Here is a 16,243-nt window from a genome sequence, read left to right as displayed (position 1 = left end):
GGGCAGGCGTTTTAGCGCCTGCCCGCCTCGCTAGCTCTTGATCAAGTCGAGATATTGTCGTTCGGTGAGGATGGCGACGCCTTTATCGCGAGCGGCGTTTAGTTTGGTTTCGCCGACTTTTTCCCCTATGACCAGATAATCGGTTTTGCCGCTGACCGAGCTGCCGACCTTGGCGCCCAGGGCTTTAGCTTCTTTCTTCATGTCATCGCGTGAGCCGTGTTGCATGGCGCCGGTGAAGACCACCAGTTTGCCGGCCAAAGGGTGCTGATTATCGCGGCTACGGTCGATCGTGCTGCTTTCCAGATTAAAACCCAGTCGGTAGAGCTTATCGAACAACGGTTTGATCTTTGCCAGGCCCTTGATGACGACGGTAGCGGTTTTTTCGGCAAACCCCTCGACGGCCACGATATCCTGTTCCGACAGCTGGAAAATGTCGGTCAGCGGATAATGGGGCAGTAATTTCTCGCAATTCCCCAGTCCCATCCGAAATACGCCGAAGGCTGCCAGGAAACGCCAGTCCTCGATAGCTTCGTTACGGCTGCGTTGCAGCTGCTCGACCAGGTTTTGCGATTGCTTGGGTCCGAAACCCATCGCTTCGAATTGTTCCACGCTCAACTGATAAATCGCATCGACGGTGCGGATGTCGTGTTGGTAAAGTTTTTTGATGGTTGCCGGCCCGAAGCCGTCGTTGTTTTTCAGGACCCGGAAAAAATGCTCCAGACTGTGGGTGATCTGCGCCGGGCATTCCAGGTTATTGGTGCAAATCAAATAATCGTTGTCCCAAACAAGTTCGGTGCCGCAACTGGGGCAATGCTCGGGGATTTGCGGTTCGACCGCCATAATGACTTCTTCTATTTTCGGAATCACCTCGCCGGAACGGGCCAGGCGGATTATGGCGCCGGGGCCGATGCCTTTGTCTTGAACCATTTTGTAATGATGCGCGGTGGCGCGGGACAAAAGGGCGCCGCTCAGGCGGGTCGGCTCCAGTTCCGCCACCGGCGTAATGCGGCCGGAGCGCGACGTTTGCGGCGTGACGTTGAGAACTTCGACCTCGGCGGTTTCGACATTCTCCTTGTAAGCGATTTGCCAGCGGTGATGGTGCCTGGTCGCGCCCATGTATTCCTTCAGGTCCGGGTCGGTGATCTCCAAAATGACACCATCAACGTCGTAATCCAACTTGTGCCAGATCGTTTGTATGATTCCCTCGAAGTCGTTGCTTAATTGTTTCCAGCTGCCGGTCCATGCGGGTAGCAGTGCGAAAGGATAAAACACGGCGGCTTGGTCGCGGATGGCTTGTTCGGCATGTTCCTCTAGTTCTTTTTCCTTGATTACGCTGGCCTGGAAATTTCGCGCATTGTCGAAATGGTTGGCCAAACGTTGTTGGAAATAGCTTTTGCTGATGACGATTTCGCCCGCGCCCAAGCCTCTGTCGCCACCGTTGGCGACCTTCAAGCCACGTTCGAAGACGCGGCTGATGTCGGTGCCTTTGCGGCCATCGCCGCGGGTATAGAGAATCGCGCCGTCGTCATAGGCGGCATAACCGTCCAATTTCGGGGTGACCCTGAAGGTGAGATCGGGGAATGATTTGCCCAATTCTTCCGCGGCTTTTTCGATTCGCGCCGCCCAACGTTTGATTTCGTCTAAGCTGTAAGCCTTGTCGGTGGATAACATATGCACCGGCAATTCCACCGTTTTGCCGGTAAACGCGCTTTCCGGCTCTACTCTATGCAAAAACGGATGATTCGGATGGCGTTTCTTCAGTTCGGCCTGGAACACAAAATCGTAATCGGCATCGCTGACGATGGCATCCCCGCCGCGATAGAGGGCGTTGGCAATGGTCAGGAATTCGACCAACTCTGCATCGCTCAGATGTTCGGCCCGATCGGGGTGGCTAGCAATGTGAAGGAGCTTTTTTTCATCCAGTTCGGTCAATGTCAATTGACTGCGGCTAAGAATTGCTTTCTGGTTTTGTGTCAGCATGAAGTTGCGGTGTTTAATCAAAATTTCAGACTGATTATATAACGTGTCATGCCGAGGAGCATGTTTTGGCAAGACTGATGGTGAGTCGAGGCATAGGCTTCGCCGTAGAGGAAGAGGTTAGTAATTTCTGGCAAAACTGCTAACCTATTCACAATATTAATATTTCATGAGACTCCCAAGTTGGAAGAAGATTTAACGACCGATCTATTAGTGCTGCAAAGTCACTTAGACGGCATGCTCGATCGCGTGCAGCACAATAGCCTGACCTTGAAACGTTTCCAGATGTTCGAGATGGGGTTGTTGCGCCTTAATTCATTGGCGGAAATGATCGAACATATTCTGCGGGATGCGAAAACCTTTTTCGATTTGGACGTGATCAGTTTCTGTTTGCTCGATGAAAAGGGGGATATTGCCAAATACCTGGAAGAAGATGGCTATGATTATCAAAATGCCGAGGGATTGATTTTATTGCGTGACAAGGAAATGTTGCAGAAAACGTTGGGAATGTCGGGCCGCCCTTTTTTGGGGCGCTATACTGCGCAAACTTGCGCCGATTTCTTTCCGTTTGAGCAAAAACCGTCTTCCGTCGCCATTATTCCGTTGTCACGGCGGGGTAATTATATGGGGTCGTTGAATTTAGGCAGCTATCAAAGCGAGCGCTTTAATTTTGAAATGGCGACCGATTTCGTCGAGCATATGGTTTCCGTGGTCAGTATTTGCTTGGAAAATAATCTCAATTTCGAAACGATGCGCAGGACGAGCCTGGTCGACACCTTGACCGGTGTGAACAATCGGTTGTTTCTTGAGCAGCGCATCGGCGAGGAGCTGGATCGCAGTCAGCGCAATGAGCAGCCGTTGAGCTGCCTTTTTCTGGATATCGATCATTTCAAAAGCGTTAACGATAATTACGGCCATCAAGCAGGTGATTGTGTGCTTGCCGAGGTTGCCGGCACCATCAAAAAACAACTCAGGAGTAACGATGTGCTGGCCCGTTACGGCGGCGAGGAGTTTGTGGCATTGCTGACCAATATCGACGAAAGCATGGCCGGCGAAATAGCGGAGAGAATCCGCGCGTCCATCAAAGGGCTGGACCTTTGCTTCAGCGACCATGCCGTCAGCGTCACTATCTCCGTCGGCTCGGCGACTTATCAGCCGTCGAAAAGCAGGATGCAGCAGACGAGTGCGGAAATTGCCGAAAGATTAATCAACAGCGCCGACAATGCGCTTTATCTCGCTAAAAACAACGGCCGGGACAGAGTCGAGCGGGGCGTTTTGGTTTTGGATGCTGATAAGTTGTTGGATTCAAAGATTGCTTAAAACTGCCTAAATGTAATCTTACTCTTGCCCTACCGCTAAGACTTTATAAACGGTCTTGGCTATGTATTCTCAAGATGCGATGGTATACACTTTCCCGATACTGATTCTGGAGGGTGAAAATGAAGCGTGTCGCGCAATTAACAAAAATTCTTTGTCTGGGTGTTTCGGTCGGTTTGCTGTCGCCGGCGATGGCCGTCGACATGAATCGCAAACAAGTCGTGCAATTGTTGAATAGCGCCAGTAGCGGGGAGACAGTCGATTTGCGCCGTAAGGATTTGACCGGCGTCGACTTGTCGGGGTTGGACTTTAGCCGGGCCGACCTTTGGGGCGCGGATTTGCGGGGCGCTAATTTGAGCCATAGCAACTTGTCCGGGCTGAATTTGGATTTAACGGTGATGACCGGCGCTAATCTGGAAGGGGCCGACTTATCCGGAGTCAGTATTTATGCAGTCAGTATGATGCGTACGAATTTAAAAGGTGCGGATTTTAGCGGCAGTAGGGTTATCGCCAATCTCGATAATGCCGATCTCAGTGGGGCGAATTTATCCAATGTTGATTGGGGCGCGGATATGAAAAATCAGCCGATGGGATTGATGCGGGCCAGTTTGAAAAAGGCCAAATTGAAGGGGGCTAATCTGAGCGGGGCGAATTTGAGCCGGGCCATGTTAATGTTTGCCGATTTGACCGACGCAAATTTGCATAATGCGGTATTGACCGTGACGGACTTGCGTGCCGCTAATTTGACCGGGGCCGATTTGAGCGGTGCGAATTTGTCCGATAGTCAAGTGGCGAACGCTATTGTGGGTGACGCGGACTTGTCGGGAACAATATTTAAAGGCGTCAACGGCCTGGATTCCTTGCGCGGCTTAGATGAGGCCAGCAACAAGAATAAAGCCGTGTTTGATTGAGAAAATTATCAGGCACCAGGGTTCCTGATGTTGTTGTAGCGACTCGATAGTGGGCCGTATCCTGCGGCTTTCGTTAAAGCACAGGGTGGCCGAATTGTGCTAACAGCGAGACCAACTTGATCAACGGCAAACCGATTAGTGCGTTGGGATCGTCGCCCTCGATTTTCTCGAACAAGGCGATGCCAAGCCCCTCCGACTTAAAGCTCCCGGCGCAGTCATAAGGTTGTTCCAGGTCGACATAATGGCGTATTTGTTCGCTGCCGAGTTGCCTGAAGTACACAGTGCAGGTGTCGAGGGCAGTCAAATAACGGTCATTAGCGCTGTCCATCACGCACAAACCGGTGTGAAATTTTACCTGAAGGCCGGATTGCCGGCTTAATTGCTTGATGGCCGTATCCCGGTCTCCCGGTTTGCGCAGTTGTTGACCTTCATGCATCGCAACCTGGTCGGATGCGATAATGAGGTGTTCGCCGTAGTGTTCGGCAACGGATTTGGCTTTCGTGATCGACAGTCTGACGGCGAGTTCTTGGCCTGATTCGAAGGCATGCGCCGATTCATCGATTTCCGCCGGGCAAGTGATAAAATTTAGGCGTAGTTTTTGCAGCAGTTGTTGCCGGTAAAGGGAAGACGAGGCGAGCACTAGTTTTTTCATGTCGAGTTCAGTTCGGAAGAGAGCTTTGGTTTGACTGAGGTGTCAATAAACTATATCATTGTACAGTTATGTTAGACAGGTTACCTGATTTTATCGATCCGATAGCACTCGCCGAGAGGCGAAGGGTTTTGTCTGGAGCGATAAGGCAAAGCGAATTTGCTCGGCTTTCTGAGGTCCTGGCGGATAGCCAGGGTGATGTTCGGATCGAGCTTTCTTTTTCCAAAGAAGGTCGGCTGGCAACCATACAGGGAACGATTAAAACAACGTTGACATTGATATGCCAGAGTTGTTTGCAAGAGTTGTCATGGCCAATCGATGTGGCGGTTAAATTAGGGGTTGTGTCCTCGTTGGAGCAGGCTGACAGGCTTGCTGCGGAATATGAGCCGTTATTGTTGAAGACGGAGAAAGTCTCTTTGCGGGAGTTGGTGGAAGACGAGATACTTCTCGCTTTACCCGATTTTCCTAAGCATGAGCATAATTGCAAGGAGAGCGGGCAGGAACAGGTGCCTATGTCTGCCGACAATAAAGAACAGATAAGGTCTGACAATCCATTTTCCGTTTTAGCAAAACTTAAGAGTACTGGAGATTAGTAATGGCTGTACAAAAAAGCAAAGTGACTCGCTCTCGCCGCGGTCAACGTCGTTCCCATGATGCATTGAACGCCAAAACATTGGCGCAAGACCCGTTGACCGGCGAAACTCATTTGCGCCATCACATGACCCCCGACGGTTTTTTTAAAGGTCGTCAAATCATCGCAAGCAGCGACGAAGATTAATATTCGATCTCTTCTCGATTAAGCCGGCCTGCTTTTGCAGGCCGTCTCTTTTCTATTATTCAGGAGTTAACCCTAAGCGTGAGCTCGACATTATCGATAGATGCTATGGGTGGGGATTTTGGGCCAGAGGTCACAATTCCTGCGTCACTGGCATGCCTGAAAAAAAATCCGGATTTGAAACTTATCATGGTCGGCGATGAGGCGGTCCTGCAACAGAAGTTGGCGCAGGCGCTGGTCGATTATCAGGGTAGAATCACTATTCAGCATGCCTCCCAGATTGTTGAAATGGATGAGTCGCCGCAAAAGGCTTTGAAAAACAAGAAAGACTCCTCCATGCGTGTGGCGATCAATCTGGTGCGGGACGGTGTCGCGGATGCTTGTGTGAGTGCCGGCAATACCGGCGCGCTGATGGCCACGGCCCGGTTCGTGTTGAAAATGATCCCGGGCATCGATCGCCCTGCCATTATTTCGACGATGCCGTCGACCTTCGGTCATACCCACATGCTCGATCTAGGCGGCAATGTCGATTGTACCGCCGAACATCTTTACCAGTTTGCCATCATGGGTGAAGAGGTGGTCAAGGCGGTCGAGAACATCGAAAAGCCCAAAGTCGGCCTGCTGAATATTGGCGAAGAGGATATGAAAGGCAATGAGCAGGTCAAGGCGGCCGCGAAATTGCTGGAAAATTCTCCGCTGAATTATATCGGCTATGTCGAAGGGAATTCCATTAATGCCGGCAATGTCAAGGTTGATCTGATTGTGACCGATGGTTTTGTCGGCAATGTCGCGCTGAAATCGATCGAAGGTGCGGCCAAGATGATCGGTGACAAATTAAAAGAGGCGTTTTCTAGGAATGTGTTTGCCAAGCTTGCCGGCCTGGCGGCTTATCCCGTTTTAAAATCATTCAAGGACAGTATCGATCCCAGATTGTATAACGGCGCCAGTTTTATCGGCTTGCGCGGTTTGGTGATCAAGAGTCATGGCGGCGCCGATGCGCTTGCCTTCGAAACAGCGATTCATCTGGCTGAAGTCGAGGTGGCAAAAGACGTCACGCGCAAAATCAGCGAAAAAGTCGAAATCGCCTTGAGCAGAAGAGAGGCCGTATGAGTCGCAACGCAAGAGTCATAGGAACCGGGGGGTATCTGCCGGAAACGGTGCGCACCAATGATGATATCTCGCAAATGGTGGATACTTCCGATAGTTGGATTTACGAGCGTACCGGCATCAAGTCGCGACGCATTGCCGGTCCCGAGGAAAGTGCTGCGAGCATGGCCGAGATCGCGGCGCGCCAGGCGATCGAAATGGCAGGAATTGCCGCCGATGACATCGACCTGATCGTCGTTGCAACAGGCACTCCCGATCGAATCTATCCCAGTACCGCCTGTTTGCTTCAACATCGTTTGGGAATTAAGCGGTGTGTCGGCTTTGATGTCCAGGCCGCATGTTCCGGCTCTATTTTTGCGTTGAGTATTGCCGACCAATATATCAAAACCGGGGCCGCCAAAAAGGTCTTGGTGGTTGGCACGGAGATTTGTTCCCGTATCGTCGATTGGGAAGATAGAACGACATGTATTCTGTTTGGCGACGGTGCCGGTGCGGCCATACTGGAGGCGAGTTGCGAGCCGGGTATTCTTTCCACGCATATTCATTCCGACGGCGGCTACGAGGATTTGTTGTATTGTCCCAATCCGCAGGTGGCGACGGCATCGAATAAAGACGAGTCTGGCTATATCAGCATGCGCGGAAATGAAGTGTTCAAGATGGCGGTCAATACGCTGGGGCGCATTGTCGATGAAACGCTGACCGCGAATGGCATGGAAAAATCCGATGTGGACTGGTTGGTTCCGCACCAGGCCAATACCCGTATTATCGCCGCAACCGCAAAGAAACTGCGCATGTCCATGGATCAAGTGGTCATGACATTGGAAAATCAAGGCAATACGTCTTCCGCCTCGGTGTTATTGGCGCTTAACGAAGCCGTCAGGGACGGTCGTATTCAACGCGGGCACGTGATTTTACTGGAGGCGTTCGGCGCTGGATTTACCTGGGGTTCGGCATTATTAAAATACTAACAATATTAAGATGAGTGAACAGAACTATAGTTTAGCGTTTGTCTTTCCTGGGCAAGGTTCCCAGGGCGTCGGCATGATGGCCGATTTAGCGGCGGCTTATCCGACGGTCAAACATACTTTCGAGGAGGGTTCCGATGCATTGGGGTTCGATTTGTGGAATTTAGTGCAAAACGGACCGGCCGATGAATTGAATCAAACTCATAACACCCAGCCAGCTATGTTAGCTGCCGGTGTGGCGATGTGGCGGGTTTGGTGTGAGCAATCCCCTATCAGGCCCGGATGGATGGCGGGGCATAGTCTTGGCGAATACAGTGCATTGGTTTGTTCCGATGCGATCAGTTTCGAAGACGGTGTCAAGCTGGTAGCCGAGCGCGGGCGCTTGATGCAAGAGGCGGTGCCCGCGGGGGTTGGCGCGATGGCGGCGATTATCGGACTGGAGGACCACGAAGTGGTCAAGGCTTGTGCCGATAGTGCCGGCGATGAAGTGGTTGCTGCGGTCAATTTTAATGCGCCGGGACAAGTCGTTATCGCCGGCCATGCCGCTGCGGTAGAAAGAGCGATGGAAGCGGCCAAGACGATGGGGGCGAAACGCGCCTTGAAATTGCCGGTGAGCGTGCCTTCCCATTGCGCCTTGATGGAACCGGCGGCGGAAAAACTCGCCGCAAGGCTGGAAGACGTCGCGGTCGAAATTCCCAATGTCACTTTGATTCATAATGTCGACGTAGCGGCCCACAGTGCGGCCGAGGTGATTCGCAATGCGTTGCGAGAACAATTGTTCAAGCCGGTGCGTTGGGTCGATAGCGTCAAATTCATGCATGATCAAGGTGTAACTCAATTCGTTGAATGCGGCCCGGGCAAGGTGTTAATGGGGCTGAACAAGCGTATCGTTAAGGACGCTAACCATCTGACGATGTATGATCCTGAAACCTTAAACAACGTGTTGGAGCAACTCAATGGATAAGAAAATAGCTTTGGTGACAGGCGCCAGTCGCGGTATTGGGCGCGCCATCGCCGAGCGTCTGGTGGCGGATGGTTTTTTTGTGATTGGTACCGCGACTTCCGACGGTGGGGCCGAGTCGATTAGCACTTACCTGGGTGATAACGGCAAAGGATTGAGATTGAATGTCGCCGACGCCGATTCGATCGCTGAGGTCATGAAAACGATTAACGATGATTTCGGTACGCCGGTCGTGTTGGTCAACAACGCCGGCATCACCCGTGATAATCTGCTGATGCGGATGAAGGACGAGGAGTGGGATGACATCATCAACACTAACTTGACCTCGATCTATCGCATGAGTAAAGCCGTATTGCGCGGCATGATGAAGGCGAAAGGCGGCCGTATCATCAATATCTCGTCGGTGGTAGGCGCTACCGGTAATGCGGGGCAAACCAATTACGCGGCGGCCAAGGCCGGCATGGTCGGTTTCGCCAAATCGATGGCGAAAGAAGTCGGTTCGCGTAACATCACCGTTAATACGGTCGCGCCCGGTTTTATCGATACGGACATGACCAAGGAATTGGCCGAAGAGCATAAAAACGCCTTATTGTCGTCGATCGCCTTGGGGCGTTTGGGCCAGCCCGATGAAATCGCTCATGCCGTGTCTTTTTTGGCTTCCGATGGCGCGTCTTATATCACTGGCGAAACGCTGCATGTGAACGGCGGCATGTTTATGCCTTAATATTGTGACTTTAAGGTAAATTCAAGTATAATTCACCCCGCCGTCTGGGATAGTCGCCAGTCACGGGATTTCTAATAAATTAATAATGATAGTAAGGTAAGCGTTTGCTAACGACAGACGCTTGCATTGTTTGGGGAAAATAATTATGAGCAATGTTGAAGAACGAGTAAAAAAGATTGTCGCGGAACAATTGGGTGTAAAAGAAGATATCTCTAACGATGCTTCTTTCGTTGACGATCTTGGCGCTGATTCCTTGGATACAGTTGAACTCGTCATGGCACTTGAAGAAGAATTTGAATGCGAAATTCCAGACGAAGAAGCTGAAAAAATCACCACAGTTCAATTGGCAATCGATTATATTAACGCCAATCTTTAATCCATTGTCACTTATGCCTAGTGGATGATTTTCATCCACTAGAACGCATACCTCTTTTTTTTCTCGAATAGTCTAACGGTATACCATTTTGAGCACACGTCGGGTTGTTATAACTGGATTAGGCGCTGTCACGCCTCTAGCTAATAATGTCGCACAAACTTGGGACGGAATTATTAACGGAAAAAGCGGGATTAGCCCGATCGATTCTTTCGATATCTCACCGTTCGCTACCCGGTTCGGCGGTGTGATCAGAAATTTCGACATCAGTGAATATATTCCGGCAAAAGATGCAAAACGGATGGATGGTTTCATTCATTATGGTATTGCCGCAGGCTGCCAGGCCATTGAAGATTCCGGAATCGAGGTCACCGAAGAAAATGCCGAGCGTATCGGTGTCGCCATCGGCGCGGGTATCGGTGGGGTGACCGGCATCGAAGAGTGCTATGCGACCTACGAAAAAAGCGGTCCACGAAAAATCTCGCCTTTCTTCGTGCCGGGCAATATTATCAATATGATTTCCGGTAACCTGTCCATTAAATATGGTCTCAAAGGCCCCAATTTTGCAATCGTGACCGCTTGTACGACCGGCACGCATAATATCGGCGATGCGGCACGGCTGATTAAATACGGCGATGCCGACGTCATGGTCGCCGGCGGTGCCGAGCGGTGCACGACTTCGCCGACGGCGATGGGCGGTTTTGCCTCGGCGAAAGCCTTGTCGCGCCGTAACGATGATCCGCAGGCGGCGAGTCGCCCCTGGGACCGGGACCGCGACGGTTTCGTGTTGAGCGACGGTTCCGGTGTCGTGGTGTTGGAGGAACTGGAGCATGCCAAGGCTCGTGGCGCCAAGATCTATGCTGAAGTGGTCGGTTACGGCATGAGCGGTGATGCCTATCATATGACGACGCCATCGGTCGGAGGCGAGGGTGCCGCCCGTTGCATGAGAAATGCAATGCGCGATGCCGGCCTGAACCCGGAAGATGTCGATTATATCAATGCCCACGGTACTTCCACGCCGGCCGGCGATATCGGCGAGACCCAGGCGATGAAAGCGGCGTTGGGCGAGCATGCCTATAATATTGCGGTCAGTTCGACCAAATCGATGATAGGCCATCTACTGGGCGCGGCCGGCGGCATCGAGGCCGTGCTGACCGCCTTGTCCATCCAAAATCAAATTGCGCCACCGACTATCAACCTGGAAAACCAGGATCCGGAATGCGACCTGGACTACGTACCCAACACGGCGAGAGAAATGAAGATTGACGTGGCGATATCCAATTCTTTCGGTTTTGGCGGAACCAACGGCTCGCTGGTGTTCAAGCGCTACCAATAATTCATTAAGCGTGTTTGCGGATGTACCTGCTCAATGGCGAAAGCAAACACTGCATCGACGTTTCCGATCGCGGCTTTCAATATGGCGATGGGTTATTCGAAACCATCGAAGTTTCTAACGGAAAGCCGCTTTTTCTCGACCTGCATTTAGAGCGTTTGGCGGCAGGTTGCGAGCGTCTGTTGATCCCCATGCCGGACAGGTCATTATTGCGACACGAGGCTATACAACTTTCGGCATCGGCGGTTCAAGCCGTTTTGAAGCTCATCGTCACCCGCGGTAGCGGCGGAAGAGGATACCGGCAACCGGATTGTATTCAACCCACTCGCCTGTTTTCATTGCATCCCTATCCCGATTATCCGCATAGTTATCAAAGCAAAGGTGTTGCCGCGCGTTTTTGCCGACATCGCCTGGGCCTTAATCCCGATTTGGCCGGGCTAAAGCATCTGAACCGCTTGGAGCAAGTGATGGCTCGGGCCGAATGGCAAGGTAGCGATATTCAGGAGGGATTGATGTCGAACGAAGAAGGCTTCGTGATAGAAGGCACCATGTCCAATGTTTTTGCTGTCCAGGATGGGATATTGCTTACGGCGCCGATCGAGCGCTGCGGCGTGGCCGGCATCGTGCGCGCTTTGTTGATAAATGTGGCCGGTGACATGGGAATCAAGGTCCAGGAACGCTATTTCACTTCAGAGAAGTTGCTACGGGCCGACGAAATTTTCGTAACCAATTCCGTAATTGGCATCTGGCCGGTTAGGCAGCTGGAAACTCGGCGTTTTGAACCGGGCCCCGTCACCAAGCTATTTCAGAAAGCCTATCAGCAAATGCGGCAGCAGGAAGTCGGCCATGCTTAAGCGTATTCTGCTATTGTCGGTTATGTTAATGGCTATGGCAGCGGCTTGGGCGTGGCACGCTTACCAGCAGGCCTTGCATCGGCAAGTAGTGACTGATGGCGGTAAAGCGATAGAGATAGAAAGAGGCGATTCCTTCCGCGCAATTGTCGCCAAGTTGCAGATCCGAAAAATCGATATCGACCCCTTCTGGTTTAAAGTCATTGCCTATCAGCGCAAGGTCGCGCACAAACTGAAAGCGGGCGAATACGAATTGGTCGAGGGTATGACCATGCCTGATTTGTTGGCGTTATTTGTGTCCGGCAAAACCCGGCAGTACGCAATTACCATTCCGGAAGGTTGGACGTTCAAGCAAATTCAGCAATCGCTTGCCGAGAACCCGAATCTCGAGCATCGGCTGACGGCCACCGAGCCTCAAGCGATCATGAGCCAATTGGGAATTGAGCAACAACACCCGGAAGGTTGGTTTTTTCCGGAAACCTATTTTTTCGAGAAACACAGTACCGACCTGCAATTGCTGAAACGCGCCTATGAAAAAATGCGCGTCGTTTTGCATCGGGAGTGGCAAGAGCGAGATGAGAATTTGCCGCTGCAGACCCCGTATGAAGCGTTGATTCTTGCCTCGATTGTCGAAAAAGAGACGGCAAAGGTCGAGGAACGACCGCAGATTGCCGGGGTATTTATCCGCCGGTTGCGCAAGGGGATGTTGTTGCAGACCGATCCGACCGTGATTTACGGCATGGGCGACCGCTATCGGGGCAATATACAGGCCAAGGACCTCAAGGAGCCGACTCCTTACAATACTTATGTCATCAAAGGGTTGCCGCCGACGCCGATCGCGATGCCGGGACGGCAGGCGATCCATGCGGTATTGCATCCGTCAGCGGAAGGTAGTTTGTATTTCGTCGCCCGGGGCGATGGCAGCCATGTATTCTCGGCAAGTCTGCGAGAACACGTCAATGCGGTCAACAAGTATCAGAAAAGGCGCCCATGATCAGAGGAAAATTTATTACCCTCGAAGGCGGCGAGGGCGTCGGGAAAACGACCAATATGAAATATGTTCAACAGTTGTTGGAAAACACGGGGCGTTCGGTGGTCGTTACCCGCGAGCCGGGGGGGACAGGCATGGCCGAAAAAATCCGTGATATTTTATTGGATAGACAAAGCGAGGGGATGACGCCGGTGACGGAATTGTTGTTGATGTTCGCCGCCCGCTCTCAACATATCGTCCATGTCATCGAACCGGCGCTGCAACGCGGGCAGTGGGTTTTGTGCGATCGTTTCACCGATGCCACCTTTGCCTATCAAGGCGGCGGTCGGGGCATGGATGTGGAGACGATCGCTTGGCTGGAGCAATGCGTGCAAGGCGAGTTAAGGCCGGACCTGACCCTCCTGCTCGATGCGCCGGTGGCAACCGGCATGGGGCGGGCGCAACGCCGGGGCGATTTCGACCGTTTCGAGCAGGAACAAGTCGAGTTCTTCGAGCGGGTGCGCCAGGTGTATTTACAACGGGCGCGGCTGAATCAGCGCCGCTTTAAAATTATCGATGCCGCGCAATCATTGGATTGCGTGCAGAAGAATATTGCCGAGGCGATCGCCGTTTTATCGTGAAGCAAGATTCCCTGTATCCCTGGTTGCAGGATAACTGGCGACACCTGACCGCCTATATCGCGCAACAACGCATTCCGCAAGCATTGTTGATCCAGGCCGGGCCTGGCTTGGGTATGCTGCATCTGGCGGAAAGTTACGCCCAGGCTTTACTGTGCGAGCGCCCGACCGAGGAGTATTTTGCTTGCGGCGGTTGCCATGGCTGTCGCTTGTTCGCGGCCGGGACCCATCCGGATTATTTGTTTATCGAACCGGAAGAATCCGGCAAGGCGATCGGGATCGACAGCATACGCCAGTTGATCAATAAACTGGCCTTGAAGCCGCAATACCCCATGCATCGATGCATCGTGATCAATTCGGCTGATTCATTGAATAATGCCGCCGCCAATGCGTTTCTAAAATGCCTGGAAGAACCGACGGAACGAACTTCCATTGTCTTGTTGGCGGAAAATCCGGCAAAATTGCCGGCCACGATCCGCAGTCGGTGTCAGCTGATGACGATCGCTCCGCCGGATACCGTCGTTACGCTGGACTGGTTGAAGCAATATCGCATCGACGCCGACGCTGACTTATTGCGGATGGCGCAGGGAGCGCCTTTGCGGGCTAAGGACTATGCCGAGAGAAACTTATTGGCCGTACATGAAACCTATCTCAATGATTGGCTGAAACTGGCTCGGGGACAGGGTAATGCAGTGCAGCTGGCCGAGCGATGGCAAAAGCAGGAAGCCGTATCGTTGTCCGAAGTTTTGTCTTGGATGGCCCAGTGGTTGGTGATTATCGTAAAATGCGCCTATCGGGCGGATTGTGATATCGGACAACATAGCGCCTTGCAAGAATTGTCGAAACGGCTAGACTTGTTACAAGTTTATCGGTTCTATGATGTGTTGCTGTCGAGTATTCAGAAACTGGATACGCAATTGAACAAGCAGTTAATGATAGAATATATCCTAATCGAATGGTCCAGACTGAATAAGCGATAATCTCATGGCTGAAAGTTCCTCCAGACAAGGTATCTTGTCGTTGTCCATTAAAGATAAAAATGCTCTGTATGCTGCCTATATGCCTTTTGTCAAAAACGGCGGTTTGTTTATTCCGACCAAGCGGGATTATCAAATGGGCGAAGAAGTATTCATGTTGCTTAATTTGATGGAAGAAACCGAACGCTTGCCGATAGCCGGTAAAATTATCTGGAAGACGCCCATGGGGGCGGAAGGATACCGGGCCACCGGTATCGGCGTGCAATTTAGCGATCAGGATGGTGGAACCGCCAGGAACAAGATCGAAACCTATTTGGCCGGCGCGTTGGAGTCCGACCGTTCTACCCATACGATGTAACCGATCTCCGTAGTTCATTTCCAATGTTTATCGATTCGCACTGTCATCTGGATCGCATCGATCTTGCGCCTTATCAAAACGATTTCAGCTTATTCATGCGGGAGGCGGATAAGGCGAAAATCGATCACATGCTTTGCATCGGCATCGATTTGGAATCCTATCCGGCAATGTATGATTTGGTCGCTCCTTATTCTTCCATATCGCTGTCGGTGGGCGTACATCCAAATGTCACGGAGGGAAAAGATCCTAGCGTCGATGAATTGCTGCGCTGGGCGGATGACGACAAGGTCATCGCCATTGGCGAAACCGGTTTGGATTATTTTCGTAGCGAGGGCGATCTGGAATGGCAGCATCAACGTTTCAGGAACCATATCCGTGTCGCACGGGAAATAAATAAACCCTTGATCATCCATACCCGGGAAGCCGGACACGATTCGCTCGATGTCCTGGCGGCGGAAGGCGCGCAAAGGGTTGGCGGCATCATCCATTGTTTCACCGAGGATTGGAGCTACGCCAAAAAGGCGCTGGAACTCGGTTTTTATATTTCCTTTTCCGGCATCGTTACCTTTAAGAATGCCCTGAAAATCAAGGAGGCGGCGAAAAAAGTACCTGTCGACCGGTTCTTGATCGAAACGGATTCACCTTATCTGGCCCCCGTCCCATTTCGCGGCAAGCCAAATTATCCCATCTATGTGCGTTATGTGGCCGAACATTTGGCCGAATTGCGTTCGACGACGGTCGAAGAAATCGCTGCACAATCGAGCCGGAATTTTCATGCATTGTTTACCGGGTCAAGTTGATACTTGCCGAAAATTCTATCGATTCGCGCTCAAATAAAGATTTTTCCTTCCTGCATATCGAACCGAATTCGTCGGTTCAGCCGATCTTTTCAGCATTGATCGGTTTTTAACAAGTTCCATCCAAAATTTTAAGTACATCACATTTTTTACCGACATCTGCAAATTCATTAACCTTTTATGTATAAAAGTTGCATGCTAGAAGGTAAAATGATTTTCTTTCAAAGCAATGTACAAGGTCATGGAGGCATTTGCCTTAGTGTGATGCGGCGTACCCGCGTTTTAAAGACACTCTAACGCTTCGGCGTAGAAGTGTATGAACAGAGCACTCGGACGTTTTTTCGTGGATTCCGTACTTTGCCGGAAGACGTCAAGATGTGTTATCAGATCGGATGGCTTAATTTACGCCAGTTCCGGAAAGCTAGCCTAGGGTAATGGTGATCAGAAATTTTCTCCTTTTTGGGCAATTTAAGTCCGAGCCCTGAAAAGAGCCTAATCTTGCGGGCGAACAACTGGCGGTATCTTGCATGAGATATAAAAGGAACGGGTTAATAAACTTA

18 protein-coding genes are annotated in these 16,243 nt (G+C 51.4%); 16 read left to right on the top strand and 2 right to left on the bottom strand.

Features of this window, described 5'->3' with window-relative positions; all coding sequences use genetic code 11:
* Positions 1-30 precede the first annotated feature (30 nt).
* Entirely contained in the window at positions 31-1,980 is a 1,950-nt protein-coding gene (locus EP25_RS0108355; RefSeq protein ID WP_031433451.1) for a helix-hairpin-helix domain-containing protein, read from the bottom strand.
* Between the two features lie 180 nt (positions 1,981-2,160).
* On the opposite strand from EP25_RS0108355, the gene EP25_RS0108350 reads away from it, so the two are divergent.
* Positions 2,161-3,297: a sensor domain-containing diguanylate cyclase gene (locus EP25_RS0108350; RefSeq protein ID WP_031433450.1), complete on the top strand. Its 1,137-nt coding sequence runs from the start codon at positions 2,161-2,163 to the stop codon at positions 3,295-3,297.
* A gap of 119 nt (positions 3,298-3,416) precedes the next feature.
* Positions 3,417-4,205, top strand: a complete 789-nt coding sequence (locus EP25_RS0108345) for a pentapeptide repeat-containing protein (RefSeq protein WP_031433449.1) — start codon at positions 3,417-3,419, stop codon at positions 4,203-4,205.
* A gap of 73 nt (positions 4,206-4,278) precedes the next feature.
* On the opposite strand, the gene EP25_RS0108340 is transcribed toward EP25_RS0108345, so the two are convergent.
* Positions 4,279-4,857 (bottom strand): Maf family protein, encoded by a 579-nt coding sequence (locus EP25_RS0108340; RefSeq protein ID WP_031433448.1) that lies wholly within the window; start codon positions 4,855-4,857, stop codon positions 4,279-4,281.
* 68 nt (positions 4,858-4,925) lie between these two features.
* On the opposite strand from EP25_RS0108340, the gene EP25_RS0108335 reads away from it, so the two are divergent.
* The 14 genes from EP25_RS0108335 to EP25_RS0108270 all read left to right on the top strand — a co-directional run bounded on the left by EP25_RS0108335 (position 4,926) and on the right by EP25_RS0108270 (position 15,686).
* The gene (locus EP25_RS0108335) at positions 4,926-5,447 is read left to right on the top strand and encodes a YceD family protein (RefSeq protein ID WP_031433447.1); all 522 of its coding nucleotides are present in this window, start codon (positions 4,926-4,928) and stop codon (positions 5,445-5,447) included.
* A gap of 2 nt (positions 5,448-5,449) precedes the next feature.
* Positions 5,450-5,632, top strand: coding sequence for a 50S ribosomal protein L32 (rpmF, locus tag EP25_RS0108330; protein ID WP_031433446.1), 183 nt, complete (start codon positions 5,450-5,452; stop codon positions 5,630-5,632).
* A 78-nt stretch (positions 5,633-5,710) separates the two neighbouring features.
* Positions 5,711-6,739: a phosphate acyltransferase PlsX gene (gene plsX / locus EP25_RS0108325; RefSeq protein WP_084190991.1), complete on the top strand. Its 1,029-nt coding sequence runs from the start codon at positions 5,711-5,713 to the stop codon at positions 6,737-6,739.
* The gene (locus EP25_RS0108320; protein WP_031433444.1) at positions 6,736-7,704 is read left to right on the top strand and encodes a beta-ketoacyl-ACP synthase III; all 969 of its coding nucleotides are present in this window, start codon (positions 6,736-6,738) and stop codon (positions 7,702-7,704) included. The genes plsX and EP25_RS0108320 overlap by 4 nt, the downstream gene beginning before the upstream one ends.
* Positions 7,705-7,714: 10 nt before the next feature.
* Positions 7,715-8,665, top strand: coding sequence for an ACP S-malonyltransferase (fabD, locus tag EP25_RS0108315; protein ID WP_031433443.1), 951 nt, complete (start codon positions 7,715-7,717; stop codon positions 8,663-8,665).
* Positions 8,658-9,386, top strand: a complete 729-nt coding sequence (fabG, locus tag EP25_RS0108310; protein ID WP_031433442.1) for a 3-oxoacyl-ACP reductase FabG — start codon at positions 8,658-8,660, stop codon at positions 9,384-9,386. Before fabD ends, fabG begins: the two co-directional genes overlap by 8 nt.
* Before the next feature lie 145 nt (positions 9,387-9,531).
* Positions 9,532-9,762, top strand: coding sequence for an acyl carrier protein (acpP, locus tag EP25_RS0108305; RefSeq protein WP_031433441.1), 231 nt, complete (start codon positions 9,532-9,534; stop codon positions 9,760-9,762).
* An 88-nt stretch (positions 9,763-9,850) separates the two neighbouring features.
* On the top strand, positions 9,851-11,095 hold the full coding sequence (gene fabF, locus EP25_RS0108300; RefSeq protein WP_031433440.1) for a beta-ketoacyl-ACP synthase II: 1,245 nt from the start codon (positions 9,851-9,853) through the stop codon (positions 11,093-11,095).
* Positions 11,096-11,115: 20 nt separating this feature from the next.
* Positions 11,116-11,946, top strand: coding sequence for an aminodeoxychorismate lyase (gene pabC, locus EP25_RS0108295; protein ID WP_031433439.1), 831 nt, complete (start codon positions 11,116-11,118; stop codon positions 11,944-11,946).
* On the top strand, positions 11,939-12,937 hold the full coding sequence (gene mltG, locus EP25_RS0108290; protein ID WP_031433438.1) for an endolytic transglycosylase MltG: 999 nt from the start codon (positions 11,939-11,941) through the stop codon (positions 12,935-12,937). Before pabC ends, mltG begins: the two co-directional genes overlap by 8 nt.
* A complete protein-coding gene (gene tmk, locus EP25_RS0108285; protein WP_031433437.1) occupies positions 12,934-13,554 on the top strand; it encodes a dTMP kinase in 621 nt (206 codons plus the stop codon). Before mltG ends, tmk begins: the two co-directional genes overlap by 4 nt.
* A complete protein-coding gene (holB, locus tag EP25_RS0108280) occupies positions 13,551-14,531 on the top strand; it encodes a DNA polymerase III subunit delta' (RefSeq protein WP_235185868.1) in 981 nt (326 codons plus the stop codon). Before tmk ends, holB begins: the two co-directional genes overlap by 4 nt.
* Before the next feature lie 4 nt (positions 14,532-14,535).
* A complete protein-coding gene (locus tag EP25_RS0108275; RefSeq protein ID WP_031433435.1) occupies positions 14,536-14,886 on the top strand; it encodes a PilZ domain-containing protein in 351 nt (116 codons plus the stop codon).
* A 23-nt stretch (positions 14,887-14,909) separates the two neighbouring features.
* Entirely contained in the window at positions 14,910-15,686 is a 777-nt protein-coding gene (locus EP25_RS0108270; RefSeq protein ID WP_031433434.1) for a TatD family hydrolase, read from the top strand.
* The last annotated feature ends 557 nt before the right edge of the window (positions 15,687-16,243 follow it).

The sequence above is a fragment of the Methylomarinum vadi genome, from assembly GCF_000733935.1.
GTDB classification, from domain to species: domain Bacteria; phylum Pseudomonadota; class Gammaproteobacteria; order Methylococcales; family Methylomonadaceae; genus Methylomarinum; species Methylomarinum vadi.
The sequence above is the reverse complement of the archived record's forward strand: the minus strand, read 5'-3'. Positions and strand labels throughout refer to the sequence as shown.